This window comes from Micromonospora sp. NBRC 110038 (assembly GCF_020884815.1).
GTDB classification, from domain to species: Bacteria; Actinomycetota; Actinomycetes; order Mycobacteriales; family Micromonosporaceae; genus Micromonospora; species Micromonospora haikouensis.
In genome coordinates, this window is sequence record NZ_BBOL01000007.1 from 16,089 (window position 1) to 39,409 (window position 23,321).

Annotated in this window: 23 protein-coding genes and 1 pseudogene; 11 read left to right on the forward strand and 13 right to left on the reverse strand. The window is 75.1% G+C overall.

All coding sequences use genetic code 11. From position 1 onward, the window contains the following. Positions 1 to 3 precede the first annotated feature (3 nt). The gene (locus tag LPU61_RS22960; RefSeq protein WP_043963262.1) at positions 4 to 792 is read left to right on the forward strand and encodes an ABC transporter permease; all 789 of its coding nucleotides are present in this window, start codon (positions 4 to 6) and stop codon (positions 790 to 792) included. Between the two features lie 40 nt (positions 793 to 832). Here the strand turns inward: LPU61_RS22960 and LPU61_RS22965 are convergent, their stop codons facing one another. Then, a complete protein-coding gene (locus LPU61_RS22965; protein WP_198956553.1) occupies positions 833 to 1,414 on the reverse strand; it encodes an AAA family ATPase in 582 nt (193 codons plus the stop codon). Beyond that, positions 1,401 to 2,243, reverse strand: a complete 843-nt coding sequence (locus LPU61_RS22970) for a nucleotidyltransferase domain-containing protein (RefSeq protein WP_052503781.1) — start codon at positions 2,241 to 2,243, stop codon at positions 1,401 to 1,403. Before LPU61_RS22970 ends, LPU61_RS22965 begins: the two co-directional genes overlap by 14 nt. A gap of 285 nt (positions 2,244 to 2,528) precedes the next feature. Here LPU61_RS22970 and LPU61_RS22975 point away from each other — a divergent pair, with 285 nt between their 5' ends. From LPU61_RS22975 to LPU61_RS23015, 9 genes are all read left to right on the forward strand, one after another. Continuing rightward, the gene (locus LPU61_RS22975) at positions 2,529 to 3,446 is read left to right on the forward strand and encodes an FkbM family methyltransferase (protein WP_229406085.1); all 918 of its coding nucleotides are present in this window, start codon (positions 2,529 to 2,531) and stop codon (positions 3,444 to 3,446) included. Beyond that, on the forward strand, positions 3,439 to 5,184 hold the full coding sequence (locus LPU61_RS22980) for an amidohydrolase family protein (RefSeq protein WP_043963261.1): 1,746 nt from the start codon (positions 3,439 to 3,441) through the stop codon (positions 5,182 to 5,184). The genes LPU61_RS22975 and LPU61_RS22980 overlap by 8 nt, the downstream gene beginning before the upstream one ends. Further along, a complete protein-coding gene (locus LPU61_RS22985) occupies positions 5,181 to 6,197 on the forward strand; it encodes a Gfo/Idh/MocA family protein (RefSeq protein WP_229406086.1) in 1,017 nt (338 codons plus the stop codon). The genes LPU61_RS22980 and LPU61_RS22985 overlap by 4 nt, the downstream gene beginning before the upstream one ends. A 108-nt stretch (positions 6,198 to 6,305) precedes the next feature. Next, positions 6,306 to 7,295 (forward strand): NAD-dependent epimerase/dehydratase family protein, encoded by a 990-nt coding sequence (locus LPU61_RS22990; protein WP_229406087.1) that lies wholly within the window; start codon positions 6,306 to 6,308, stop codon positions 7,293 to 7,295. Further along, positions 7,292 to 8,041 (forward strand): HAD family hydrolase, encoded by a 750-nt coding sequence (locus tag LPU61_RS22995; RefSeq protein ID WP_052503779.1) that lies wholly within the window; start codon positions 7,292 to 7,294, stop codon positions 8,039 to 8,041. The genes LPU61_RS22990 and LPU61_RS22995 overlap by 4 nt, the downstream gene beginning before the upstream one ends. Beyond that, positions 8,038 to 9,183: a hypothetical protein gene (locus LPU61_RS23000; RefSeq protein ID WP_043963259.1), complete on the forward strand. Its 1,146-nt coding sequence runs from the start codon at positions 8,038 to 8,040 to the stop codon at positions 9,181 to 9,183. The genes LPU61_RS22995 and LPU61_RS23000 overlap by 4 nt, the downstream gene beginning before the upstream one ends. Then, a complete protein-coding gene (locus LPU61_RS23005) occupies positions 9,180 to 9,914 on the forward strand; it encodes an SDR family NAD(P)-dependent oxidoreductase (RefSeq protein WP_229406088.1) in 735 nt (244 codons plus the stop codon). Before LPU61_RS23000 ends, LPU61_RS23005 begins: the two co-directional genes overlap by 4 nt. Further along, a complete protein-coding gene (locus tag LPU61_RS23010; RefSeq protein ID WP_229406089.1) occupies positions 9,911 to 10,855 on the forward strand; it encodes an ACP S-malonyltransferase in 945 nt (314 codons plus the stop codon). Before LPU61_RS23005 ends, LPU61_RS23010 begins: the two co-directional genes overlap by 4 nt. Further along, positions 10,852 to 12,114, forward strand: a complete 1,263-nt coding sequence (locus tag LPU61_RS23015; protein ID WP_229406090.1) for a glycosyltransferase — start codon at positions 10,852 to 10,854, stop codon at positions 12,112 to 12,114. The genes LPU61_RS23010 and LPU61_RS23015 overlap by 4 nt, the downstream gene beginning before the upstream one ends. 99 nt (positions 12,115 to 12,213) lie before the next feature. Here LPU61_RS23015 and LPU61_RS23020 read toward each other — a convergent pair whose 3' ends face one another. The 11 genes and pseudogenes from LPU61_RS23020 to LPU61_RS23070 all read right to left on the reverse strand — a co-directional run bounded on the left by LPU61_RS23020 (position 12,214) and on the right by LPU61_RS23070 (position 22,873). Then, entirely contained in the window at positions 12,214 to 13,653 is a 1,440-nt protein-coding gene (locus tag LPU61_RS23020) for a class I adenylate-forming enzyme family protein (RefSeq protein WP_229406091.1), read from the reverse strand. Then, complete coding sequence (locus LPU61_RS23025) at positions 13,650 to 14,651, reverse strand: hypothetical protein (protein ID WP_144420244.1); 1,002 nt, start codon at positions 14,649 to 14,651, stop codon at positions 13,650 to 13,652. Before LPU61_RS23025 ends, LPU61_RS23020 begins: the two co-directional genes overlap by 4 nt. Further along, positions 14,648 to 16,042 (reverse strand): beta-ketoacyl synthase N-terminal-like domain-containing protein, encoded by a 1,395-nt coding sequence (locus LPU61_RS23030; protein WP_229406092.1) that lies wholly within the window; start codon positions 16,040 to 16,042, stop codon positions 14,648 to 14,650. Before LPU61_RS23030 ends, LPU61_RS23025 begins: the two co-directional genes overlap by 4 nt. After that, positions 16,035 to 17,273: an aspartate aminotransferase family protein gene (locus LPU61_RS23035; RefSeq protein WP_052503775.1), complete on the reverse strand. Its 1,239-nt coding sequence runs from the start codon at positions 17,271 to 17,273 to the stop codon at positions 16,035 to 16,037. The genes LPU61_RS23030 and LPU61_RS23035 overlap by 8 nt, the downstream gene beginning before the upstream one ends. Continuing rightward, positions 17,270 to 18,325, reverse strand: a complete 1,056-nt coding sequence (locus LPU61_RS23040) for a hypothetical protein (protein ID WP_229406094.1) — start codon at positions 18,323 to 18,325, stop codon at positions 17,270 to 17,272. The genes LPU61_RS23035 and LPU61_RS23040 overlap by 4 nt, the downstream gene beginning before the upstream one ends. Beyond that, positions 18,318 to 18,569 (reverse strand): acyl carrier protein, encoded by a 252-nt coding sequence (locus LPU61_RS23045; protein WP_229406096.1) that lies wholly within the window; start codon positions 18,567 to 18,569, stop codon positions 18,318 to 18,320. Before LPU61_RS23045 ends, LPU61_RS23040 begins: the two co-directional genes overlap by 8 nt. Before the next feature lies 1 nt (position 18,570). After that, positions 18,571 to 19,692, reverse strand: a complete 1,122-nt coding sequence (locus LPU61_RS23050) for a 3-dehydroquinate synthase II (RefSeq protein WP_052503773.1) — start codon at positions 19,690 to 19,692, stop codon at positions 18,571 to 18,573. 22 nt (positions 19,693 to 19,714) lie between these two features. Further along, the gene (locus LPU61_RS23055; protein ID WP_229406097.1) at positions 19,715 to 20,482 is read right to left on the reverse strand and encodes a class I fructose-bisphosphate aldolase; all 768 of its coding nucleotides are present in this window, start codon (positions 20,480 to 20,482) and stop codon (positions 19,715 to 19,717) included. 636 nt (positions 20,483 to 21,118) lie between these two features. Then, entirely contained in the window at positions 21,119 to 21,742 is a 624-nt protein-coding gene (locus tag LPU61_RS23060) for a DUF2238 domain-containing protein (protein ID WP_043963253.1), read from the reverse strand. A gap of 119 nt (positions 21,743 to 21,861) precedes the next feature. After that, entirely contained in the window at positions 21,862 to 22,059 is a 198-nt protein-coding gene (locus tag LPU61_RS23065) for a DUF397 domain-containing protein (RefSeq protein ID WP_229406099.1), read from the reverse strand. A gap of 130 nt (positions 22,060 to 22,189) precedes the next feature. Further along, positions 22,190 to 22,873 (reverse strand): annotated as a pseudogene (locus LPU61_RS23070) (helix-turn-helix domain-containing protein). Between LPU61_RS23070 and LPU61_RS23075 the strand changes: the two are divergent. Next, positions 22,770 to 23,219 carry a hypothetical protein gene (locus LPU61_RS23075; protein ID WP_229406100.1) on the forward strand — a complete coding sequence of 150 codons (450 nt, stop codon included), beginning with the start codon at positions 22,770 to 22,772 and terminating at the stop codon, positions 23,217 to 23,219. The pseudogene LPU61_RS23070 and the gene LPU61_RS23075 sit on opposite strands and share 104 nt — an antisense overlap. Positions 23,220 to 23,321 lie beyond the last annotated feature (102 nt).

Consider the following 23,321-nt stretch of genomic DNA (forward strand, 5'->3'; position numbering starts at 1 on the left):
CCGGTGCACACTTTGCGCGTCTACCGGCGCTGCCTCGGCGCGCACCTGCGGGCCACCCTGGAATACCAGGCCGACTTCTGGATCCTGGTGGTCGCCGCCGTGCTGACCCAGGGGGCCGGCCTGCTGCTCATCGCGACGATCTTCGCCCGGGTCCCCCGCATCCACGGCTGGGGGGTGTGGGAGGTCGTGTTGATCTTCGGGATGATGGTGCTCGCCCAGGGCGCCAGCGAGCTGCTCGCCGAGGGCACGTGGGGGCTGGCGGGGCTGATCAACCGCGGCGAGCTGGACCGGATGCTGCTGCGGCCGTACCCGTGCCTGTTGCAGGTGTGCAGCAGCCGGGTGGGCATGAACGCGTTCGGCAACCTGACCGTCGGCGGCGGGCTGCTCGGCACCGCGCTGGCGCACCTGGACGTGGCGTGGACGCCGGGGCGGGTGGCGCTCGCGGCGGTGCTGCTGCCGAGCGCGCTGCTGATCAAGGTGTCGCTGACGGTGGTGGCGAACTCCACCTCGTTCTGGCTGCGGGGGGCGATCAACACCTTCGCCGCCGGCCTGGACCAGCTCGGTGAGCTGACGAAGTATCCGCTGAGCATCTACTCGGTGGGGTTGCAGGCCGTGCTGGCGACCGCCCTGCCGTTCGCGTTCATCGGCTTCTTCCCGGTGTCGGCGTTCCTCGACCACGGGCGGCTGGCGTGGGTGGGCCTGCTGACGCCGGTGGTGGCGGCCTGGTGCGTGCTGCTCGCCGTCGCCGTGTTCCGTCGGGGGCTGCGCCGCTACGACAGTGCCGGGAACTGAGCCGACCGAGTCGGCCCCGGGCGGCCGCCGCCCACCCGCCTCAGCCGACCGACGCCCGGGGGCCGTCGAACGCGTCGAGGGTGAGGGTGGCCTCGCCGGCCCGCGCGCGGATCGCCGCGACGGTCTCGTCGACCGTCAGGTCGCCGTTGTCCAGCCAGAGGCCGACGCCGGCCAGCTCGCCGGCCATCTCGTCGGCCAGGTGCAGCCAGCCGTGCAGGACCGTCTTGTGCGGGCGGCGCTCGTCGCGTACCGCCGCGACGGCCAGGTCGGGACGGAGCATCACGAAGCCCAGCGGCGCGGGGTGCAGCAGCTCCAGGTAGTGCCGCAGCCGCTGCCGGGACGTCACCACGTAGTCGAGGGCGACCAGGAAGTCGGCGGCGAGGAACGAGCGCGCCAGCAGGCACTGGTTGCGGACGTTGAGCAGGATCTGCCGCTCGGCCTCCTCGTCGTGCTGCGGCTGCGGCGGCCGGCTGCCGGCGACGATGAGCCGTTGCAGCGCGTCGCCCTCGACGTGCACGCCCCGGGGCACGGAGCGGGCCAGCGCGCGGGCGGTCGTCGACTTGCCGGCCCCCGGCACCCCGGTGACCATCCACACCCGGGGCCCGGCGTCACCCCCCGGCACCGGCCATGACCTCCTCGCGCACGTCGCGCAGCAGGCGCAGGGCGCGGGTCAGGTCGCCCGGGTCGGCGGACAGGGCGGCGAGCGCCGCCTCGACGCCGCCGCGGAACCCGGCCGGGGTGGTCGGGAAGGTCGCCGCCTCCGCCACCGCGCCCTTCTCGTTGACGAGGTAGCGGCCGGCGGTGGCGAAGAGCACCTGGGTGAGGCAGGCGACGGCCCGGTAGGCGCAGCCGGTGACGTACGCGACGTCGCCCCGGCCGGCGGCGGTGACCGCCGTGTCGAGGGCGAACTGCGACTCCCAGCCGAACTGCCCGACGAGTGCCTTCGCCAGCGGCTCCGGGTAGGGGTCGGTGAGCGAGCGCAGCTGCGCGAGCACGCCCTGCGGGTCGTGGAACGCGACGTTGTGGTGGAGCTCCCCGGCGTAGATGACGGTGCAGAACCCGTGCGGATGGCCGGGCTGGTAGTGGATCTCGGGCCGCCCGGCGGCGCACGCCCGCACGACGGCGCGGACGCGGTCGACCTCCCGCAGCAGGACGTCGGTCTTCACCCCGTCGACGACGAGCCAGCCGCCGCCGTTGATCCACGGCCCCCACTCGCCGTAGTCGGTGCACCCGGCGTCGCCGCTGTCGTCGATGCGGGCGAACGCGGCGCTCAGCTCCCGGACGTCGGGCCGGCCGTCGCGGTGGTAGTAGACCCCGACGTCCACGTCGGAGCTGCGGTCGGCGGTGCCCCTCGCGCGCGATCCGCCGAGGGCGAGGCCCGCGATGCCGGGCAGCCCCGAGAGCGCGTCACGGATCTTGGCGAGGATCGCGTCCTGTTCGGCGTCACCCACGGGCCGCCACCCTTTCTGTACCGTCACCGGCCGCGTGCCAACGTAGCACATCCCGGGCCCGCGCCCGGCCGCCCTCAGGGGCCGGCAATAGGGGTTTCCAGCCGTTCTCGACGTGTCGTATAAGGGCGTCGCATCGGCACTGGGAAATCAATTCTGGACCGGTTGAAGACATTGACGTACGCTGCGGTCTGACGACACGGTGGCGTCGCCATGGCATCGAGCGCCATCGACGGCCACGACCGAACCACGAACCATTGCGGGGGCTCTCATGATTCGGCCTTTGCCGTGACGGATGCGCAACGCCGGGCGCTCGCCGAGAAACTGCGCCGCCACGCGGCGACGGCCGGGCGGCCGGTGCGATCCTTCCTGCGCCGGCCGTACCCCACCGTCTTCCCGTCCACGGCGCGGCTGCGCCGCTGGCGGCACCGCGGCCACGCCCGGCTCGCCCACGGCCGCACGTTCTGGGGCGACCGGCTGCGGGTGCGGCTGCCCGACGAGATCTCCATCGCGATCCGCCGGCACGGCTTCATCGAGTACGAGCTGAGCGCCTTCCTGCTGCGCCACCTGCGCACCGGGGCGACCTTCCTCGACGTCGGCGCCCACCTCGGCTACTTCACGGTGCTGGCGGCGCGCTGCGTCGGCGAGTCCGGCCGGGTGGTGTCGTTCGAGCCCACGCCCGCGACGTACGCGCTGCTGGCGCAGAACGTGGCCGACCTCGGCAACGTCACGGCGGTGCCGGCGGCGGTCTGGTCGTCGCCGGGGACGCTCTCGCTCACCGACCACGGCGTCGGCTACAGCCCCTACAACTCGGCCTACCGCTCCCGGCTGCCGGCGGCGGTGCGGCAGCGGGTGGCCACCACCGTGCACGAGGTCGCCGCGGTCACCCTCGACGAGTACGTCGCGGCGCGGGCGCTGACGCCCGACGTGGTGAAGGTCGACGCCGAGAGCGCCGAGAAGAACGTCCTGGAGGGCATGGGCCGCCTGCTGGGCACGGTGCGCCCGGTCGTCTCGCTGGAGGTCGGCGACCTCGACGTGCCGGGCGCGCCGCGCAGCGCCGAACTCGTCGAGTTCATGGTCGGCCACGACTACCGGGCCTACGAGCTGTCCGACGGAATACCGCGACCACATCGACCGAGGTCATCGTATGAATACGACAACCTCGTCTTCGTCGCCGCCGAGAAAGGACACCTGTTCGATGTATGACGTCGTCGTTCGGTCCGGCACGGTCGTGGACGGCACCGGGGACGCCGCCCGGACCGGTGACGTCGCCATTTCCGACGGCCGGATCGTGGCGGTCGGCAGGGTTTCCGGCCGGGGCCGGCGCGAGATCGACGCGGACGGGTGCATCGTCACTCCCGGATTCGTCGACATCCATACGCACTTCGACGGCCAGGTGACCTGGGACCCGTTGTTGACGCCGTCCTGCTGGCACGGCGTGACCACGGTGGTGATGGGCAACTGCGGCGTCGGTTTCGCCCCGGTGACCGAGCCCAACCGGGAGTGGCTGATCGGGCTGATGGAGGGCGTCGAGGACATCCCCGGCGCGTCGCTGTCCGAGGGCATCCGGTGGGCGTGGGAGAGCTTCCCGGAATACCTGGAGGCAGTCGCCGGCCTGTCCCGGGTGATGGACGTCGGCGCCCAGGTGCCGCACGGCGCGGTCCGGGCGTACGTGATGGGCGAGCGGGGCGCCGCCAACGAGCCGGCCACGCCGGAGGACATCGCCGCGATGACGGCCATCGTCCGGGAGGCGATGCACGCCGGGGCGCTCGGGTTCTCCACCTCCCGCACGACCACCCACCTGGCGATCAGCGGCGAGCCGGTGCCCGGCACGTTCGCGGCCGAGGACGAGCTGTTCGCCCTCGGCGGGGTGCTCGGCGAGCTGGGCACCGGCGTGTTCCAGCTGGTGCCCGCCGGGGCCGGCGGCGAGCCGATGGAGGACCAGTTCCGCGAGGTCAAGTGGATGCGGCGGCTCTCGGCGCAGGTGGGCCGGCCGATCACGTTCGGCCTGTTCCAGAACGACCACGAGCCGCACCTGTGGCGGGAGATCGTCGACATGGCGCGCCGGGCCAACGAGACCGAGGGCGCGCAGCTGTACCCGCAGATCGCCGGGCGGCCGTTCAGCGTCATCGTGGGCTTGGAGAGCACCCACCCCTTCAAGCGCCGCCCCACCTACCAGGAACAGCTGGCGCACCTGCCGCTGGCCGAGCGGGTGGCCCGGATGCGCGACCCCGAGATCCGGCGGCGGATCCTGGCCGAGTCCCCGGCCACGGTCAACCCCCGGGCGCACCTCTTCCCCGAGGACTACGAGAAGTACTTCCCGTTCGGCCGGCAGCCCGACTACGAACCCGGGCGCGAGGACAGCGTCGCCGCCATCGCGGCCCGCGCCGGCCGCGACTGCGAGGAGGTCATGTACGACCTGCTCGTCGCCGGGGACGGCACGCAGACCTTCCTGCGTCCGCTGCTCGGCTACAGCGAGTTCAGCCTCGACCCGATCCACCAGATGCTCCGCGAACCGCACTGCGTGGTCGGGCTCAGCGACGCCGGCGCGCACTGCCGGCTCATCTGCGACGCGAGCACCCCGACGTCGCAGCTGACCCACTGGGCCCGGGACCGCTCACGCGGCGAACGGCTCGGGCTGGAGTTCGTCGTACACAAGCAGACCTGGCAGACGGCAGCCCTGTACGGGCTGCGCGACCGGGGGCTGCTGCGGCCCGGGTTCAAGGCCGACGTCAACGTCATCGACTTCGACAACCTCGCGCTGCGGCCCCCGCAGTTCGTGCACGACCTGCCGGCCGGCGGCGGCCGGCTGATCCAGCGGGCCGACGGGTACCGGGCCACGCTGGTCTCCGGCGAGGTGACGTTCGTCGACGGCGAGCACACCGGCGCGCGCCCCGGCCGGCTGGTCCGGGGCGCCCGCGACACCGCCGGGGCGCGGCCGTGAGCCGGGCGCGGCGGCTGCGGGTGGGGCTCGTCGGGTGCGGCCAGATCGGCCGCATGTACGCCGAGCACCTGGCGGCGTCCGGCGACGTGGCGCTCACCTGCCACGACGTGCGCGCCGGGCAGGCGGCGGCGCTGGCGGCGCAGGTCGACGGCGAGGCGTGCGACGACGTCGAGCGGCTCCTCGACGGCGCGGAGGCGGTGGTGGTGACCTCCTCGACGGAGAGCCACGACGCGCTGGTCGCGCTGGCGCTGGAACGCAAGCTGCCCACGTTCTGCGAGAAGCCGCTGACGCTGGACCTGCACCGGACCCGGGAGCTGGGCCTCGCCGCCGACCACGGCGGCACCCCGCTGTGGATCGGCTTCCAACGCCACTTCGACGCCGGGTTCAGCGCGCTGCACGACCGGATCGCCGACGGCGACCTCGGCACCGTCTACACGGTGCGGATGTTCTCCCACGACGCCGCCTGGCCGCCGCTGGAGCGCCTCGCCGCCTCCGGCAGCATCTTCCGCGACCTGATGCTGCACGACTTCGACATGGTGCGGTGGCTCACCGGCCGGGAGGTCAGCGGCGTCGCCGCAATCGGGGACGTGCTGGCCGTGCCCGAGCTGGTCGAGCTGCACGACTACGACGCGGTGGCGGCGACGCTGGGCGTCGAGGGCGGCGGGGTCGCCGTGCTCACGGCGGGGCGGCACAGCCCGCTCGGCTACGACGTCCGCATCGAGGTGCTCGGCTCGCGGGACTGCCTGACCGTGGGGCTCGACGAGCGGACCCCGATGCGGCAGGTCACCGAGCACGGCCCCGACCGGCGCCCCCGCCACCGCGACTACCGCGACCGCTTCGCCGCCGCGTACCGCGCCCAGATCGACGCGTTCCTCGCCGCCGCGCGGGGCGGCGAACCCGACCCCCGGGCGGGCACCTGGCGCGACTCGTACGCGGCGCTGGCGCTGGCCATGGCGGCGGAGCGGTCCGTGCGTACCCGGTCCTTCGAACCGCCGGTCGAGGCGACGCCGTAACGCGCGGCCCGCCGTGACGCGGCCCGGGGAGCGCACCGACGCACCGACCCGTCGGGCGGGGCGCACCGGCCCCGGCGACGTACCGCCACCTGACTGAAGGGTTGTCCCATGACCAGACGCGCACTCGTCACCGGAGCCGGCGGCTTCATCGGCGGCCACCTGGTGACGTACCTGCAGGACCAGGGCTGGTGGGTCCGCGGCGCCGACCTGCGGCTGCCGGAGTTCCGCGCCACGACCGCCGACGACTTCGTCGTGGGCGACCTGCGCGACCCGGAGGTCTGCCGGCGGGCGTGCGACGGCGTCTCCGAGGTGTACGCCCTCGCGGCGGACATGGGCGGCATGGGCTTCATCTCGAAGGACCCGGCGACGATCCTGCGCAACAACGCGCTGATCAACCTGCACACCGTCGAGGCGGCCCGGCTGGCCGGCGCGCGGCGCTACTTCCTCGCCTCGTCCGCCTGCATCTACCCCGAGTACGCCCAGACCACCCCGGACGTGCGGCCGCTGCGCGAGGACGACGCCTTCCCCGCCGGCCCGCAGGACTCCTACGGGTGGGAGAAGCTGATGGCGGAGCGGCTCTGCGTGTACTACGCCGAGCAGTACGGCCTGGACGTCCGCATCGCGCGCTACCACAACGTGTACGGCCCCTACGGCACCTGGGACGGGGGGCGGGAGAAGGCCCCCGCCGCGCTGTGCCGCAAGGTCGCCGAGGCGCCTCCCGGCGGCGAGGTGGAGATCTGGGGCGACGGCCGGCAGACCCGGTCGTTCTGCTACGTCGACGACTGCGTCGAGGGCACCTACCGGCTGATGCGCAGCGACCACGCCGAGCCGGTGAACATCGGCTCCGACCGCCTGGTGACGATCGACGAGCTGGCCGCCCTGGTGATGACGGCGGCCGGCCGCGACGACCTGCGCCTGCGCCACGTCGCCGGGCCGCAGGGGGTGCGCGGGCGCAACTCCGACAACACGCTGGTGCGCCAGGTGCTGGGCTGGGCCCCCCGCATCCCCCTCGAGGAGGGTCTCGCCGTCACGTACCGGTGGATCGCCGGTGAGGTCGCGGCCGCGCGGGGCGCCGCGGCGCACGCGACGCCGGCATGACGTCCCCCGGTTTCGTCCTGTTCGACCTCGACGGCACGCTCATCCGGCCCGGCGCACCGGTGCAGCGCCTCCACATGTCCACGATGGCCGCCGCCATCGCCGACGTCTGCGGCACCGCCGAGGAGTTCCGCTACGAGGGCGGCCAGCTCTTCTACGCCGACATCGACCTGGCGGGCTTCACCGACGCCGGCACGGTGCACGCGGCGCTGCGCCACCACGGCGTCCCCGCCGGCCGGCTCCCCCGGCTCACCCGGCAGGTCATGGACGCGCTCGCCGCGCGCATCGGCGGGTCCGCGGCCGACGGGGACGCGGGCGCCGGCGACCTGCTCCCCGGCTGCCGGGCCCTGCTGGAGGCGCTGCGCGGCCACGGCTGCCCGCTGGGCATGAGCACCGGCAACGCCCGGTCGGTGGCCCGGTGGAAGATGCGCCGCACCGGCCTGGCGGACCTGCTGCGCGACGGCGGCTTCGGCGACGCCGCCCGCGACCGCGACGACGTGGTGGCCGCCGGGGTGGCCGCGCTGGGCGGCCACGGGCCCGGCGTGGTGGTCGGCGACACCGCCAAGGACGTCACGGCGGCGCACGCGTCGGGCCTGCGCTGCCTCGCCGTCGCCACCGGGGCCACGCCGGCCGACGAGCTGCGCGCGGCGGGCGCGGACGCGGTCGTGGCGGACCTCGGCGGCAGCGCCGCCCTCGACGCGGTGCTGCGGCTGCTCACCCCCGTTGCATCCACAGAAGGAGTCCGATGAGCGAGACACTGCCCCGCGTCGACGTCGTGATGACGACCATCGGCGACGGCGAGGCGTTCCTGTCGGCGTACCGGACGCTGCTCGGCGCGGCCGACGCGTACGGGCGGGTGCGGATCGTCGTCATCCCCGACCGCAAGACGCCCGCCGCCCTGTTCGACAACGTCGAGCGGGCCCGCCGCGACGGCCTGCACGTCGTCTGCCCCACCGTCGCCGAGCAGGACGCCCTCCTGGCCGACCTGGGCGCCCCCACCCTCGTGCCGTACGACTCCGACAACCGGCGCAACGTCGGCTACCTGCTGTCCTGGCAGTCCGACGCCGACTTCCTCGTCTCCGTCGACGACGACAACTTCCCTATCGACGGCGACTTCCTCACCGCCCACGCGATCGTGGCCGCCGGCCCCCGGCCGGCGCGGGTCGTCACCGCCGCCTCCGGCTGGTGGAACCCGTGCGGGCAGCTCACCGTCGCGCCGATGCCGGTCTACCCGCGCGGTTTCCCGTACGCGCACCGCAACCCCACCCCGACCTCCGAGCGCACCGAGACGGTCGACGTGCGGATCAACGCCGGGCTGTGGCTGGGCGACCCCGACGTCGACGCGATCACCCGCATCGCCGTGCGGCCCGAGGTGACCGCCATGCCCGCGCCGGCCCTGGTCTGCGACACCGACACCTGGGCGCCGGTCAACTCGCAGAACACCGCCGTGCACCGCGACGCCATCCCCGCCTACTACTTCCCGCGCATGGGCTACCGCCACCACGGCCAGGAGATCGACAGGTATGCCGACATCTTCAGCGGCTACTTCGTGCAGGCGTGCGCGAAGCGGCTCGGGCACGCCGTGCGGTTCGGCGACCCGCTGGCCCGACACACCCGCAACGAGCATTTGCTGCTGCGGGACCTGCAACAGGAACTCACCGCGATCGCGGTCCTGGAGGACGTGCTCGGCTGGCTGCACGACGCCAAGCTCGACGGCGACACCTACGCCGAGGCGTACGTGTCGCTGTCGTACCAGCTCCAGGACGCCGTCGAGGCGATGACCGGCCGGGTGTGGACCCACGAGCTGCGCGGCTTCGTCCACCAGATGGCCCACCTGATGCGGCAGTGGGTCGGCGTGCTCCAGCGCTGCCACGGCGGAACGCCGGCATGACCCGGCGCACCGTCCTCGTCACCGGCGCGACCGGGGCGATCGGGCAGGCGGTGGCGCAGGCGCTGGCCGGCCCGGACGTGTCGCTGGTGCTGCACTACCACCGCGACGAGGCCGCCGCCGAGCGCCTCGTGGCCGAGCTGACGCCGCACACGGCCGGCGTCGCCACCGTACGGGCCGACGTCGGCACCGACGCGGGGGTCGCGGCCGTGCTGTCGGCGGCGCGCCGGTCCGGGCCGGTCGACGTGCTGGTCAGCAACGCGGCGGTGCTGCGCCCGGCCCCGGTGGCGCGGGTGCGCGCCGACGACTGGTCGGCCACCCTCGCGGTCAACCTGACCGCCGCGATGCTGCTCATCCGGGGCGTGCTGCCCGACATGACCGGCCGGGGACACGGCCGGATCGTGGTCACCACGTCCGTGGCGGGGCTGCGCGGCTGGCCGTTCCAGGCGGCGTACGCCAGCGCGAAGGCGGGGCTGGTGGGGCTGGTCAAGTCGGTGGCCCGGGAGACCGCCCGGTTCGGGGTCACCGCCAACGCGGTCGCACCGGGCTACGTGCCGTCGGCGATGAGCGCGCAGGGCGGCGACCCGGCCCGCGCGGCGATCCTGGCGCAGACGCCGATGGGTCGGGCCGGCACGCCCGCCGAGGTGGCCGCCGCCATCGCGTTCCTCGCCTCGCCCGGGGCCTCCTACGTCACCGGGCAGGTCCTCGCCGTCGACGGGGGGATGAGCGCGTGACGACCCCCCGGTACGCGCTGCTCTTCCCCGGCCAGGGCGCGCAGTTCCCCGGCATGGCCCAGCGCTTCCACGACGCCTCCCCCGCCGTGCGGGACCTGTTCGACCTGGCGGAGTCCCGCACCGGCCTGCCGCTGCGCGAGATCTGCTTCCGCACCGAGCGCACCGACCAGGCGCGGACGGACTGGAACCAGCCGGCGGTGTTCCTCGCCGGCCTCGCCGGCTGGTACGCCCTGGTCGAACAGACGGCGCGGCGCGGCGCGGAACACCCGCCGGTGTGCGTGGCCGGGCACAGCCTCGGCCACTTCACCGCCCTCGCGGCGGCCGGGGCGTTGTCCGCGACCGACGCGCTGGACCTGGTGGCCCGGCGCGGCGAGCTGATGCACCGGGCCAGCCTGGCCGCCGACGGCGCGATGGCGACCCTCATCGGGCTGTCCGAGCCGGCCGTCGCCGACCTGGTCCGCGCGGCCGGGGACGACGCCGTCTCGGTGGCGGCGGTGAACGGCCCCGACCAGGTGGTCGTCTCCGGCGCGGGCCCGGCCGTCGCCGCCGTCTCGCAGCGGGCCGTGGCGGCGGGCGCGGAACGGGTGGTGCCCCTCGCCATCGCCCTCGCCGCGCACTCGCCCCTGATGGCCCCGGCCGACGCCGGGTTCGCCCCGCTGGTGGCCGACGCCGACCTGCGGGAGCCCCGCGTACCGGTGGTGCTGAACACCACCGGGCGGGCCAGCCGCGACGTCGCGGAGATCCGGGCCGACCTGCACCGGCACATGCTGGCCCCGGTGCGCTGGTGGCAGTGCCTGGCCACCGCCCGGGACGCGGGCGCCGACCTGCTGGTCGACGCGGGGCCCGGCCGCACGCTGAGCAAGGTGCTGCGCCGGGACCTGCCGGCCGACGCCGTGCACTCCCTCGACCATCCCCGTGGACTGGAGGCGCTGCTCCCATGACCCGAAAGGTCCTCTTCTGCCCCTGGTCGGCCGGCGGCGGCGCCGGGTACACCGGCCGGGCGCTCGCCGCCGCCGCGCGGCTGCGCGGGCGCTTCGAGTGCGCCTTCGGCCCGTCCGGGGTGCCCCGGATGGTCGCCGAGGGCGGCCACCGGATGATCGGGGAGCCGGCGCCGGACGGCGCGCCGAAGCGGGTGCCGGCGTTCCTTCCGTTCGCCAACGTGGAACGCGTCTACGCGGTGACCGCGCGCTACTACCGCCGGTCGGTGCTGGCCGAGCACCTGCGGCGGGACCTGGCCGCCATCGACGAGTACCGGCCCGACGTCGTAGTCACGGACATGCAGCCCACGGCGGTGCTCGCCGCCCGGCTGCGGGGCCTGCCCCTGGTGTCGATCGCCGACACCGACTTCCTCAGCCCCGACCCGCTGGCGTGGATGCCGTGGAGCGCCGCCGACCCGACGACGCTGCTGCCGCACCCGAGCGCCCTGGACGCCCTCGACGCCGTCGCCACCGAGCACGGGCTCGACCCCGTCGGCAGCATCCCCGAGCTGCTGTGGGGCGACCTGACGGTGGTGCCGAGCGCGCCGGAGGTGGAGCCGCCCCCGCCGGCACCGCCCGGCCGGTCGGGTCCGGCGTACGTCGGCCCGCTGTACTGGGATCCGCCCGGAGCGCCGTACGTGCCGCGCGCCGCCGCCGGCACCCGCCGGGTGTACGTCTCCATCGGCAGCGGCGGGATGGTGACCGACACCGCGCTGCGGGAGGTGCTGGCCGCGTGCGACCGGCCCGACCTGTCGGTGTTCCTGTCGGCCGGGTTCGCCGCCCGCGAGTGGCTGCACCGCTACCCGAACGTCGAGCTGGGCGGGTTCACCGGCATCACCGGGCCGATCGGCTGGGCGGACCTGGTGGTCAACCACGGCGGCTACTCCACGGTGCTCGCCGGCCTGCTGCACGGCAAGCCGCAGGTGGTCCTGCCGTTCATGAGCGAGCAGGAGGCCAACGGCCGGCAGTTCCTCGCCGACCACGGCGCGGGCCTGGTGGCGCGGACCACCGAGGTCGAGCCCGACGGCCGGATCCGGTACGTCAACCGGCACTCGGGGGCCACCGACGATCCCGTGGTGCCGGCGGCCGACCTGGCGGCCACGATCGGAGAGGCGCTCGACGACGCCACGCTGGCGCAGCGGGCCGGCTACGCCCGGGACAGCCTCGCCCGGCTGCGCGCCGAGTCCGACCTCGCGGAGTCGTTCGCGGCCCTGCTGCGCTGAGCGGCCCTCGTCCGCGCCGAGCAGCCCGCCGCTGTGCCGAGCGGCCCGTGTCCCACCACGGCACGCCGCCGGTGCCCGACGCCGGCCCGCCCGCGCGGGTCAGCGCCAGGTGCCGGCGGCCAGCCCGCGCAGCAGTTCGGAGCGCAGCAGCTTGCCGTTGACGTTGCGGGGCAGCCGGTCGACGACGACCACCCGGGCGGGCACCTTGTACGCGGCCAGCCGCCCGTGCAGGAAGGCGTACAGCGCCCGGTGGTCCAGCTCGCGGGCGGTCTCGACGAACGCCACGACCTCCTGCCCGCCGCCGGGCCCCGGCGCGCCGACGACCGCGCAGTCCCGCACGGCCGGGAACGCCCGCAGCGCGTCCTCGACCTCGGCGGCCGGCACCTTGTTGCCGGCGACGTTGAGCGTGCCGCCCCGGCGGCCGAGCAGGTGCAGCCGCCCGTCGCCGTCGAGCCGGCCCACGTCGCCGGTCGGCTGGGGCCCGTGTCCGGCCGGCCCGGGGGCCGGCCCGGCGGCGTGGACGCGGGTCGGCGGGCCGGCGCAGGACACGAGGACGTCCCCGGGGCCGGGCGCGGGGTCGACGGTCAGCGTCACCCCGGCGACCGGCCGGCCGACGGAGCCGGCGACCGACTCGGTGTCGAGGGTCAGCATGCCGTGCTCGGAGGTGCCGTAGTGCTCGCCGATGCGCCAGCCCACCGCCTCCGCCCACCGCCGGCGGTCCTCCGGCGGCAGCGGCGCGCCCGCCGAGACGCAGAGCCGGGGCCGGTGCCGGGTGGCGAGGCCGGCGGTCGAGAACCACCGGTACAGCAGCGGCACGGACAGCAGCACCGCCACCCGGTGCCCGTCGACGGCGTCGGCCACCGTGCGAGGGCCCGGCCGCTGGTCCAGCGCCACGTACGTGCCTCCGGCGACCAGCGTCGTGACGATGCCGCCGCACAGGGCGTAGCTGTGGTGCGGCGGGGTCGTGCAGGCGACCACCTCGCCGGGGGACAGCTCCAGCGCCGCGGCGAACGCCCGCGCGTTGGCCGTCACCGCCGGCCAGGGCCGCTCCACGCACTTCGGCCAGCCCTCGCTGCCCGAGGTGGACAGTCCCAGCCCGGCGGGCCCGTCCCCGCCGGGGTCGCCGCCCGGCCCGTCGTGACCCGCGACGGCGAGCCGGTCGGCGTCCCCGGCGGCGAACCCGTCGAGCCCTGCGAACCCGGCGAGCCCTTCGACCGTGAGCCGGTCGCCGTCGCCGGTGACGAGCCGGTCGGCGCGGAACAGCGACCGGGCCCGGTCCCGCTCGTCGTCGGCGGCCCGGGCGTCGCCGACGAGCAGCGGCACGTCCGCGATCGCGGCGGCCACGACCGTCACGGCGACGTCGTCGGCGCACCGCGCGACGGTGGCGGCCCGGCCGGTCAGCCCCGCCGCGAGCCGGTCCGCCCGCCGCAGCAGCTCGGCGTAGGTCAGCGTCCGGTCGCCGGCGACGACCGCCGGGCGGTGCGGGCTCCTGCCCGCCACTTCGGCGAGCGCGTCCGCGAGGGTGGCCGGGCCGCTCATCGGGCGAGCACCACGTCCCACGCCCCGGGCCGACCGGCCACCACGACCACGACCCGGCCGGCGGCCTCCCCCTCGGCGGCGGCGGTTTCCGTGCCGGCGTCAGCGGGCGGGGCGACCGCCTCGGCGAGGGCGCACACCGGCCCGACGGCCGGCGAGGACGCCCCGCCGACCCACGTCCGGGCCCGGGGGAACGCCGCGCCGAACTCGGCGCGGGCGGCCTGCTGGACGGCGACGGTCGCGCCGCACAGCCGCACGTCGGCGACGGCGGCCGGGTCGACGCCGGCCGCGTCCAGCACGTCGGGCAGCGCCCGACCGGACGCCACGCCCCGGGCCACCGACAGCAGGTGGCGGTCACCGGCGTCCCCGGTCGCCTCCCGGCCGAGCAGCACGGCCGCCACGTCGCCGAACTGGGCGTGGTGCGGCACCCCGAGCCGGTCCAGCGCCGCGTCCGCGAACGGGGTGAGCGCCTCGTACGCGCCGACCAGCACCGTGTCGGCCTGGCCGGTGGCCAGCCGGCGCACCGCGTGCAGGAGGGCCTGCATCCCGCCGTCGCGGCCGAGCAGCGTCGTGGCGGCGCCGCCGAGCCCGTGCGCCACCGCCGCCGCCGACACCAGCGAGTGCGGCGAGTAGTAGACGAACATCTCCGGCGCGAGCCACTTCGGCCCGGCCTCGTCGAGCTGCTCGTGCATGACCTCGCCGACGCGGGCCATGCCGTAGAGGGTGCCCACCGCGATCTCGGTCTCCCGGCGGGCGGCGGCGTCCAGCCCACCGGCCGCCACGACCCGGCCGACGACGTCGGTGAACCGGTCGACCACGACGCGGGTCAGGTCGGGCTCGGCGGGCCAGCCGTCGCGCCCCCGGGCCCGGTTGCGCGCCGCCTCGTCGAGGGCGAACCGGTCGCTGCCGCCGGCCGCCAGGCGCACCGTCGTCACGGTCGCCGCGCCGGCCGCCGCCGTGTGCACGCCCGCTCCCGTGCCCACCCCGGCTCCCGTGCTCACGCCCGCTCCCAGACGACCGCCGTGTTGACGCCGCCCAGGCCGCAGGAGACGGAGACGGCCGACCGGGCGTCGGCGAGGTCCCGGGGCTTGGTCACGATGTCGTACTCCCTCCACTGCGGGTCGACGGGCTCGGCCGCCGTCGTCGGGGTCAGCGTCCCGTGCCGCAGCGACAGCAGGCACGCCAGCGACTCGATGACCCCGGCCGCGCCCTGACAGTGCCAGAGCAGACCCTTCACGCTGTTGATCGGCAGCGCCCGGACCCGGTCGCCGAAGACGTCCGCGAGCGCCCGCATCTCGGCCACGTCGCCGAGCTTGGTGCCTGGGCCGTGGGCGTTGACGAACGAGACGTCGCCCGGCGCGAGGGACGCGGCGGCCAGCGCGCGGCGCAGCGCCAGCTCGATCCCCGCGGACTCGGGGGCCGCCATGTGGGTGGTGAAGCTGCTCGCCCCGTAGCCGGCCAGCCGGCCGAGGACGGCGTCGTCGCCGGGGGACGGCCGGCGCAGCAGGCAGGCGGCGGCGGCCTCGGACAGCGCGATGCCCCGCCGCGCCTCGTGGAACGGCTGGCAGCCGTCCACGCCGAGCGTGCGCAGGGCGGCCAGGCCGTGGAACGCGGACTTCGACACCGTGTCCGCGCCGACGACGAGCGCCTCCTCGGCGTCGCCGGCGAGCAGCAGGTCACGGGCGTACCCGAGGGCCACCGCCCCGGAGGCCGACGCGCTGCCCACGGTGACGGCCGCGCCGAGGCCGAGCTTCTCGGCGGCGCGCTCGGCGACCCACCCGGCCAGCGCCGCCCGGTCGTCGCCCGCCCCGGCGAGGGCGTGGCCGAGGGCGTTGCCGCCGGTGTCGGTGGTGCCGACGACGAGCGTGACGCCGGCCCGGCGGCCCAGGTCCAGGCCGTCGAGCGCCTCCCCGGCGGCCAGGCAGACCAGGTCGAGCAGGCGGTCCGGTGCCACCACCTCGGCGGCGGACGCGCCGGCCACCGCGCCGGCCCGGTGGCCGCGCGCGGCGTCGTACGGCATGGGCAGCCGGTGCGCCCGCTCGGCCAGCAGGCCGTCCCACAGGGCCGGCACGCCGTGGCCGGTCGGTGCCACGACGCCCATCCCGACCACGTCGAGCCGGCCGCCGGTGCGGCCGTCCGGCCGGTCGGCGGCGACGGCCGCGGCGGCGAGGGACGCGACCGACGCCGCCGGGTCGAGCACGGCGTCGTCTCCGATGGTGAGGTCCCACCGCTGGTGCAGCTCGGCGGCGACGGTGATCAGGGTGACCGAGTCGACGCCGAGGACGGCCAGCGGCTCGTCGTCGCCGAGGCCGTCGACCTGCGCCGGGTCGCGGTAGCGGGCCAGCAGCTCGCGGACGCGGTGGACGACCTGCCGCCGGCCCGGTTCAGCCATGGGCGGCCGCCTCGGCGGCGCGGAAGCCGGCTGCGGTCGCCTCCAGCGCGGCGTCGACGTCCTCGTCGGTCATGGCGCCGCAGACGTACCAGTGGTGGTTGGGGTGCAGGAGCAGGCCCCGCCGGGTCGTCTCGGTGTAGAACGCGTCGTGCGCCCGGCCGCGCGCCGCCTCGTCGGGGTCGGTGAACCGCAGGAACGGCATCTGCGGCACCCCCAGCACCCGGCCGGGCAGGCCGTGCTCGGCGAGCTGCTTGGCCAGCCCCGCCTGGAGCCGCTCGCCGAGGCGCTCGACGTGCGTGAGGATCGCACCGTCACGCAGCTGGCTGATGGTGGCCACCGCCGCCGCCATCTCGGCGCCGTTGACGTGGAACGTCGAGCTGATGTGCACCTCGCCGACGGCCCGCATGACCTCCTCGCGGCCCACCAGGGCCGAGATCGGGTAGCCGTTCGCCATGGCCTTGCTGAACGTGACCAGGTCGGCCCGGACGTCGTAGCGCTCCTGCGCGCCGCCGGGGGCCACCCGGAAGCCGGAGCGCATCTCGTCCAGGACGAACAGCGCGCCGTGCTCGTGGGCCAGCTCGGCCGCGCCGGCCAGGAAGCCGGGGGCCGGCGGGTCCACCTCGAAGGGCATCATCAGCAGGCAGGCGACCTCGCCGGGGTGGCGCTCGAACGCGGCCCGCAGGCTGTCCAGGTCGTTGTAGTCGAAGCTGTCCACCACGGCCTGGGCCTCGGTGGGCACCCCGCCGGGGCGGGTGGCGCACCAGTCGTGCCAGCCGTTGTAGCCCCAGCGGATCACCCGGGTCCGCCCGGTGTGCACGCGGCTGAGCCGGACGGCGGCGCTGGTGGCGTCCGAGCCGGTCTTGAGCAGGAAGACCTTCTCGGCGTGCGGGATCACCGTCGTCAGCAGCTCCGCCAGCTCCACCTGGACCCGCTTGCGCAGCGTGATGGCGAAGCCGTCGCGGATCTCCCGCAGGACCGCCTCGGAGACCACCGGGTCGGCGTGCCCGAGGATGATCGTGCCGTAGGCCAGGATCAGGTCGAGGTAGCGGTTGCCGTCGACGTCCCAGATGTGGGCGCCGCTGGCGCGCTCGCCGTACAGCGGGTACGCCCCGTCGACGAGGCGGTCGCGGGCCAGGACGTAGCCCTCGTAGGCGAGGGTGGCGTCGACCGCCACGGCGCGCCGCCGCAGCGCCTGGGACTCGCTCAGGTCGAGTGGGCCTTCTCCGGTCATCGGTTCCTCTCCTCGTCGCGGTGCTGGTCGGCGGGCGCGACCCGGTCGGCGTAGCACCACGCCTGGTTGCGCACGATCCGCCGCCAGACGCCCTCGTCGTCGCCGTCGGCATCGGGGTCCGGCGCCGGCAGGTCGAGCTGGCGGTGCAGCTCGTCGCCGAGCCGGGCCAGCGCCGCCTCGCACGCCTCGAAGACGGCGAGCACCGGGGCGTACACGGAGGTGTCGTCGGCCTGCGCGCCCGCCCAGCGGTGCGCGCCGATGAGGGTCCGGCCGAGCTTCTGCGCCGCACGGGACGCGGCGAGCAGCTCGGTGGCCAGCGCGGGATACGCCTGCTCGACGGCCAGCGCGGTGAGGAACAGCGACGGCTGGACCGCGCCGAGCACGACCACGTGCAGGGCCCGGGCGGCGGGCCCGGTCAGGCCGTCGCGCCGCCAGCGTCGGGCGACGGCGCGCAGCGCCGGCAGGTCCTCGGCCAGCGCCACGGCGGTCGGCTCCAGCAGCGTGGCGCGCAGCGCGGCGGCGTCGTCGTGGGGCGGGGTGAAGTGCGCGGTGGCGAACCGGCAGCAGCCCCGGACCACGTCGGGGGTGACCGGGATCCGGCGGCGGTACCCGTCGGCCGGCGGCGCGTCGGTGTCCAGCACCTCCAGCACCTCGCCGTCGTACGCCACGGCGAGCACCATGTGGTCGAGGAAGTGCGCGACCCCCTCGAACTCGTCGCCGGGCCAGTAGTAGCGGTCCGGCATCAGCACGCACGGGGTGCCCGAGGCGACCAGCGCGGTGAACTCGTCCCAGTGCTCGTGGCCGTCGACGGCGTTGCGCCAGTCCAGCCGGCCGTGCCGGAACCAGGAGGACTTGCGCCGGTCGCCGCGCAGGTCCAGCGGCACGGCGAGGGCCTGGGCGATCTCCCGGTTGTCGAAGCCCTCGGCCCGCAGCGCCGACTCGACGCAGCGCAGCAGGCAGCTCAGCCCGTCCAGGGGGCCGTCGTCCCAGCCCAGCGACAGCCCCGGGTCCATGACCGGGGGGCGGCGGGTCCGCGTCGCGCCCTCAGCCATTGATCCGCGCGTCGATCGCCTTGGCCAGGTCGCCCACCGTGACGTACCGGTTCAGCTCGAAGTCCTCGTCGGCGAAGTCGGCGTCGTACTGGCGCTCGAAGTGCGACATCAGGTACGCCATGTCGATCGAGTCGACCGCCAGGTCGAGCAGCCGGTCGTCGGGGCCGATCGAGTCGACCGGGTTGCCCTGGCGGCGCAGCAGCAGCGCGACGAGCTGGTCGAGGGTGCTGTCGGCGTCGGTCATCTCAGTTCTCCTTGATCGATTCGCTGACCGGGATGCCCACGTGGCGGCCGGGCACGGCGGAGATCGCCAGCATCCGGTCGCCGACGGCGATGGCGGTGCAGTTGGTCACCGCGCCGGCCGCGTCGAACAGCCGCACGTGCCAGTCGTCCTGCACGATGGTGTTGATCGTCGAGTCGCCGATGCGACACTCGATCAGGCGCAGCGGACGCATCTCGGTCTTGATCCGGCCGACCAGGACCGGACGGGCGCGCCCGGCGGTGTTCACGGCGAGGACCTGCTCGCCGGCGCTGAGGTCGGTGATGTACGCGGTGCGCCCGGCCGGCGTCCACACGTAGGAGTGCACGGCGCCGGCGTTGACCCGGAAGGGCCGCAGGTTCATGTACGGCAGGTAGTGCACCTCGGCGCAGACCAGCAGCCCGCCCGAGGAGGTCGAGCCGACCAGGATCCCCTCGTCGGGCTCGAACAGGTCGGTCGTGTCCACGCAGCCGCGCATGCCCATGCCGATGGACCGCACCGCCGTCACCTCGGCCTCGACCAGGTCGAGCTGCTCCGTGCGCCGCTCCAGCAGCTCCCGGGCCAGCCGCACCACCTCGCCGGGGGTGGAGACACGCAGCAGCATCGCGTCCGGGCCGTGCTGGAGCACCCCGCGGGTGACCAGGGCGTCCACGGAGTTGTGCACGCGCTTGACGACCGTGGTGCGCTGCGACTGGGCCTCGGCGACGATGAGCTCCAGCGGGATGTTCGTCTCGTCGGCGAAGCTGACCAGCAGCACGTCGACGTGGCCGAGCGCCGCCACGGCCTCCTGCATCGTCTCGGCGTCGGTGACGTCGATCCAGCGCCCCCGGCGCCAGCGGCCCCCGTGCGGCACGGCGGCGAGGGTGGCGTGGTCGGCGGCGATGACGGTCAGCGCCCGGGACGGGTCGAGCTTGTCGAGCTGGGCCGGCTCGGTGACGAGCACCGCCACCTCGACCCGGTCGGGCAGGGCGGTGTCGGGCACCGCGTCCGGCGGGACCATGACGCCCCGCACGGGTGCCTGGACGACCGCCGCCACCATGTCGGGCAGGCCCTCGCGCAGGTGCGACAGGTCGCACCAGAGCGGGATCAACGCGTCACTGTCGGACACGGTCGTGCCTCCTTCGTCGGGGTCAGCCGGGGTTGTTGGCGTGCACCAGCGCGTGCAGGTCCGCGAGGGCCGCCTCGGGCGCGGCGTGCTGCTGCACCTTGCGCCCGATGCAGACGCCCGCCGCGCCCGCCCACAGGGCGTCCTTCACATCGAGCAGGACGTCCTCCCAGGAGTCGGACGGCTCGCCGCCGGCCATCACGACCGGGGCGAAGCAGCCGTCGACGACCGTGGCGAACGAGTCGGCGGAGCCGGTGTAGGGGACCTTGACGATGTCGCTGCCCAGCTCGGCGGCGGCGCGGGCGGCGTGGGCGATCTTCTCCGGGGCGGCGGTGGGGTCGACGCCGGCGACGTACACCATCGCCAGCAGCGGCATGCCCCACTGGGCGCACGCGCCGGCGAGCTGGGCGAGGTCGCGCAGCATGTCGGTCTCCTCGGGCACGCCGAAGGTGACCTGCGCCGACACGGCGTCGGCGCCGATCCGGACGGCCTCGACGACGTCGCCGGTGAGCGTCTTGACGTGGCCCCGGCCCGACAGGGCGGTGCCGGCGGAGAGGTGCATGACGACGCCCGTGGACCGGGCCACCTCCGCCGGCACCCGCCGCAGCACCCCCCGGTGGCCGATGATGCCGTTCGGCGCCCCCGCCAGCAGCCGGACGAGTTGGGAGTCGATCGCGTCCAGCCCGGCGATCGGGCCCATCGTCACGGGTTGGTCGATCGGCATGAGCACGGTGCGTCCACTGGTCGGACCCCACAGCCGCCGCAGCCGCCGCTCACGACCCGTTGACTCCATGTGTGCCTCCTTCAGGCGGACGATGACCCGGACCCGGGCGACCGCGGACTCGCGTGGTGACCAGGACGTGCGCGAACGGGCCGGCCGTGGACGCACGGCCGGGCGGGGCGGGGCCTCGCCCGGCCGCCCAGGGGGCACCCGCTCAGGGGGCCGGCACGGCCGGGTCAGGTGTCGGGGCCGGGGTCACCGGCAGGCGGCGTGGGCCGCGACTTCGCCATTCCCCCGTGTACGTCAGCATCGTGGGTAGCCAACCGCCCGTCGTATCCGATTCGAGTCGCCGCCACATCCGCAAAGCCCAGCAAGCATTGTGGGACATTTGCCGGCGTCAGTGTAGCGAGGATCAGGACGCGGGACACCCCTTAGTCTCGACCCCTAACATCGCCCCGTCCGCCGTCACGCGACACAGCGGTCGGCAGATCGACGCCGATCACGCGCCGCCACTGCCGGACGATGGGCCGAAACCCGCTCCCACGTGCCCGGACGCCAGGCAGAGCCGCGCGCCGCCGTCAGCAGGTCGCGCCGCAGGGAGCACGCCGACCAGCCGAGCCGCGACATTTGTCGACATGACGGATGTCAATGACAGCGGTAGCCTGAGCAACGCCGGTAAACCATTCGTCCGCACACCTGCGGCGCGGTTCAGTCGCGCGCTGCCGACGACGGAAGCTGCCGGTCGTGCAGCCGGCTGAGCAGGGCCAGCGACGTGATTGCGCCGAGCAGCGCCAGGAACATGTCCCACTGGGTGTCCCAGACGTCTCCCTGGGTGGCGAGGAAGTCGTCGGCGGCCGAGCCTCCGGCCACCGCCGCCCACCACTCGATCATCTCGAAGAAGGCGCTGAAGGCCAGGCAGGCGCAGACCACGAGCGGGGCGAGCCAGCGGCTGCCCCGCAGCGGGGAGCGGCGGACGAGGATCTCCCGGACCAGGATGGCCGGCACGAAGCCCTGCGCGAAGTGCCCGAGCCGGTCGTACGGGTTGCGGGACAGGTCGAACAGGTCGCGCACCCAGTCGCCCAGCGGGGTGCGCGCGTACGTCCAGTGGCCGCCGGCGATGAGGATCAGCGCGTGGACCGCGAGCAGGCAGCACAGCAGCGTGCTCAGCGGGAAGCGTCGCCAGGTGAGCAGCACCACCGGCACGCCCACGATCACCCAGACCGTCTCCAGCAGCCAGGTGAGCCGGTCGTACGGCCGGATGCCGGACGCCACCAGCGCCACCAGGACGAGGGCCAGCAGTGCCGGGGGGAGGACCGCGCGCGCTCGGGACACCGACGACCGCCTGTTCGGTTGTGCCAGGCCGGCAGCCGCCGGTCGGTCGCCGACGATATCCCCCGCTGATCGGCCGCTCGGCGGCAGGGCGGGCGCGCGCCGGGAGTCAGCGGCCGGAGTCAGCGACCGGGGGCGGAGCCCGCCTTCAGGGCGGCCACGAAGCCGCCCCACGCGGCCGGGCCGAAGGCCAGGGCCGGGCCCGCGACGTCCTTGGAGTCGCGTACGCCGACCGCGTCGCCGCCGAGCCGCACCTCCACGCAGTTGGCGTTGCTGGAGCTGCGGGACGACTTGCACCAGTCACGACGACGGCCGGTCACGTCATCTCCTTGGCGATGCGGCGGATCAGGTCGACCGACTCGTCCGACCTTAACGCGAGTTCCCGGGTCTCGGCGAAGGTGACGATGTAGTCGGTCACCCGCACGGACTGGTCGATGATGTCGATGGAGGTCAGGATCTCCTGCCAGACCAGGTCGGGCAGCCGGGCGAGGGAAACGACAGGATCTCGAACGGCCCGCCGAACGCGGGGTGCGCCCCGGCGCTGAACGGCAGCACCCGCACCTCGACCTGCTCGGGCCGCTCGGTGGCCAGCCGGACGAGGTGGTCGAGCTAACGGCGCATCACCTGCTGGCGCAGCGCGCCCTCGCTGAGCAGGGCGGACACCCGCAGCGGGTGCGCGCCGTCGAGGCGTGCCTGCCGGGCCATCCGCACGGCCACCCGCCGCTCGACCTCGGTCAGCCGGATCGTGGTGGTGCCGCCCCGGATCACCGCGCGGGCGTACTCCTCGGTCTGCAACAGGCCGTGGATCGCCTCCGGGTGGAAGCTGCGGATGTGCTCCGCGCCGGCCCGGAGCTGCTCCAGCTCGGCCGCATCGTCGGGCTCGAACTCGTACGCCTCGATCATCCCCCCAGCCGGCGGGCGGGTGACCCGGCCCGACTCCACCCCGGAGACGTACGCCTGGATGATGCCGATGGCGCGACCGGCCGCCGCCGCGGTGAAGCCGACCTCCTCGCGGCGCTGGCGCAGCCGGATGCCCAGCTCCCACGCCTGCACCACCGGCGACGACTCCAACTGCGACAGTGCCGCGCGGCCCGGACGACCCCGGGGATCCAGCGGGCATGGTTCTTCCTTCACGGACCAGCAACAGGGTCGGTGGGTCTACCAGGAGGAGAAGGTTCCGCACGCGTTCTCGCTGTGCCGGGTGCTCGACGCCGGCACCTTCGAACAGTCCTACGACCTGCTCGGCGTCGTCCAGGTCACCGTGGACCGGCGGTACCCGCAGCAGCTACCCGCCAACCTGCGACCGTGGGCGCTGGCCACCCTCGCCAACGGCGGGTACGGCTTCGGCCGCTTCTACGCCGCCTACAGCACCTTGGACGCCGGCGGCGAGCCCGATCGCGCCCTCGCCGAGGAGTACATCGACTGGTCCGGCACCGGCGTCCTCGCCCCGGCGCAGCCGGACGCCGCAGAGCCGGCCTGATCCCGCCAGGCGGGCGGATCCGGTACAGCAGGCACTACTTTCCGGCCCCGGCGGTGCCGCCGGCCCACCCCGGTGCCCTACTGTCGCTGCTGTCCCGCGGGG

What these genes read in the sequence shown, in the direction of transcription:
- LPU61_RS23020 (WP_229406091.1), bottom strand. Translation starts at nt 13,653, where the DNA reads ATGAGCGGCCCGGCCACCCTCGCGGACGCGCTCGCCGAAGTGGCGGGC.
- LPU61_RS23035 (WP_052503775.1), bottom strand. Translation starts at nt 17,273, where the DNA reads ATGACCGGAGAAGGCCCACTCGACCTGAGCGAGTCCCAGGCGCTGCGG.
- LPU61_RS23075 (WP_229406100.1), top strand. Translation starts at nt 22,770, where the DNA reads ATGCCCAGCTCCCACGCCTGCACCACCGGCGACGACTCCAACTGCGAC.
- LPU61_RS23040 (WP_229406094.1), bottom strand. Translation starts at nt 18,325, where the DNA reads ATGGCTGAGGGCGCGACGCGGACCCGCCGCCCCCCGGTCATGGACCCG.
- LPU61_RS22980 (WP_043963261.1), top strand. Translation starts at nt 3,439, where the DNA reads ATGTATGACGTCGTCGTTCGGTCCGGCACGGTCGTGGACGGCACCGGG.
- LPU61_RS23045 (WP_229406096.1), bottom strand. Translation starts at nt 18,569, where the DNA reads ATGACCGACGCCGACAGCACCCTCGACCAGCTCGTCGCGCTGCTGCTG.
- LPU61_RS23030 (WP_229406092.1), bottom strand. Translation starts at nt 16,042, where the DNA reads ATGGCTGAACCGGGCCGGCGGCAGGTCGTCCACCGCGTCCGCGAGCTG.
- LPU61_RS23055 (WP_229406097.1), bottom strand. Translation starts at nt 20,482, where the DNA reads ATGGAGTCAACGGGTCGTGAGCGGCGGCTGCGGCGGCTGTGGGGTCCG.
- LPU61_RS22990 (WP_229406087.1), top strand. Translation starts at nt 6,306, where the DNA reads ATGACCAGACGCGCACTCGTCACCGGAGCCGGCGGCTTCATCGGCGGC.
- LPU61_RS23015 (WP_229406090.1), top strand. Translation starts at nt 10,852, where the DNA reads ATGACCCGAAAGGTCCTCTTCTGCCCCTGGTCGGCCGGCGGCGGCGCC.
- LPU61_RS23000 (WP_043963259.1), top strand. Translation starts at nt 8,038, where the DNA reads ATGAGCGAGACACTGCCCCGCGTCGACGTCGTGATGACGACCATCGGC.
- LPU61_RS23005 (WP_229406088.1), top strand. Translation starts at nt 9,180, where the DNA reads ATGACCCGGCGCACCGTCCTCGTCACCGGCGCGACCGGGGCGATCGGG.
- LPU61_RS22995 (WP_052503779.1), top strand. Translation starts at nt 7,292, where the DNA reads ATGACGTCCCCCGGTTTCGTCCTGTTCGACCTCGACGGCACGCTCATC.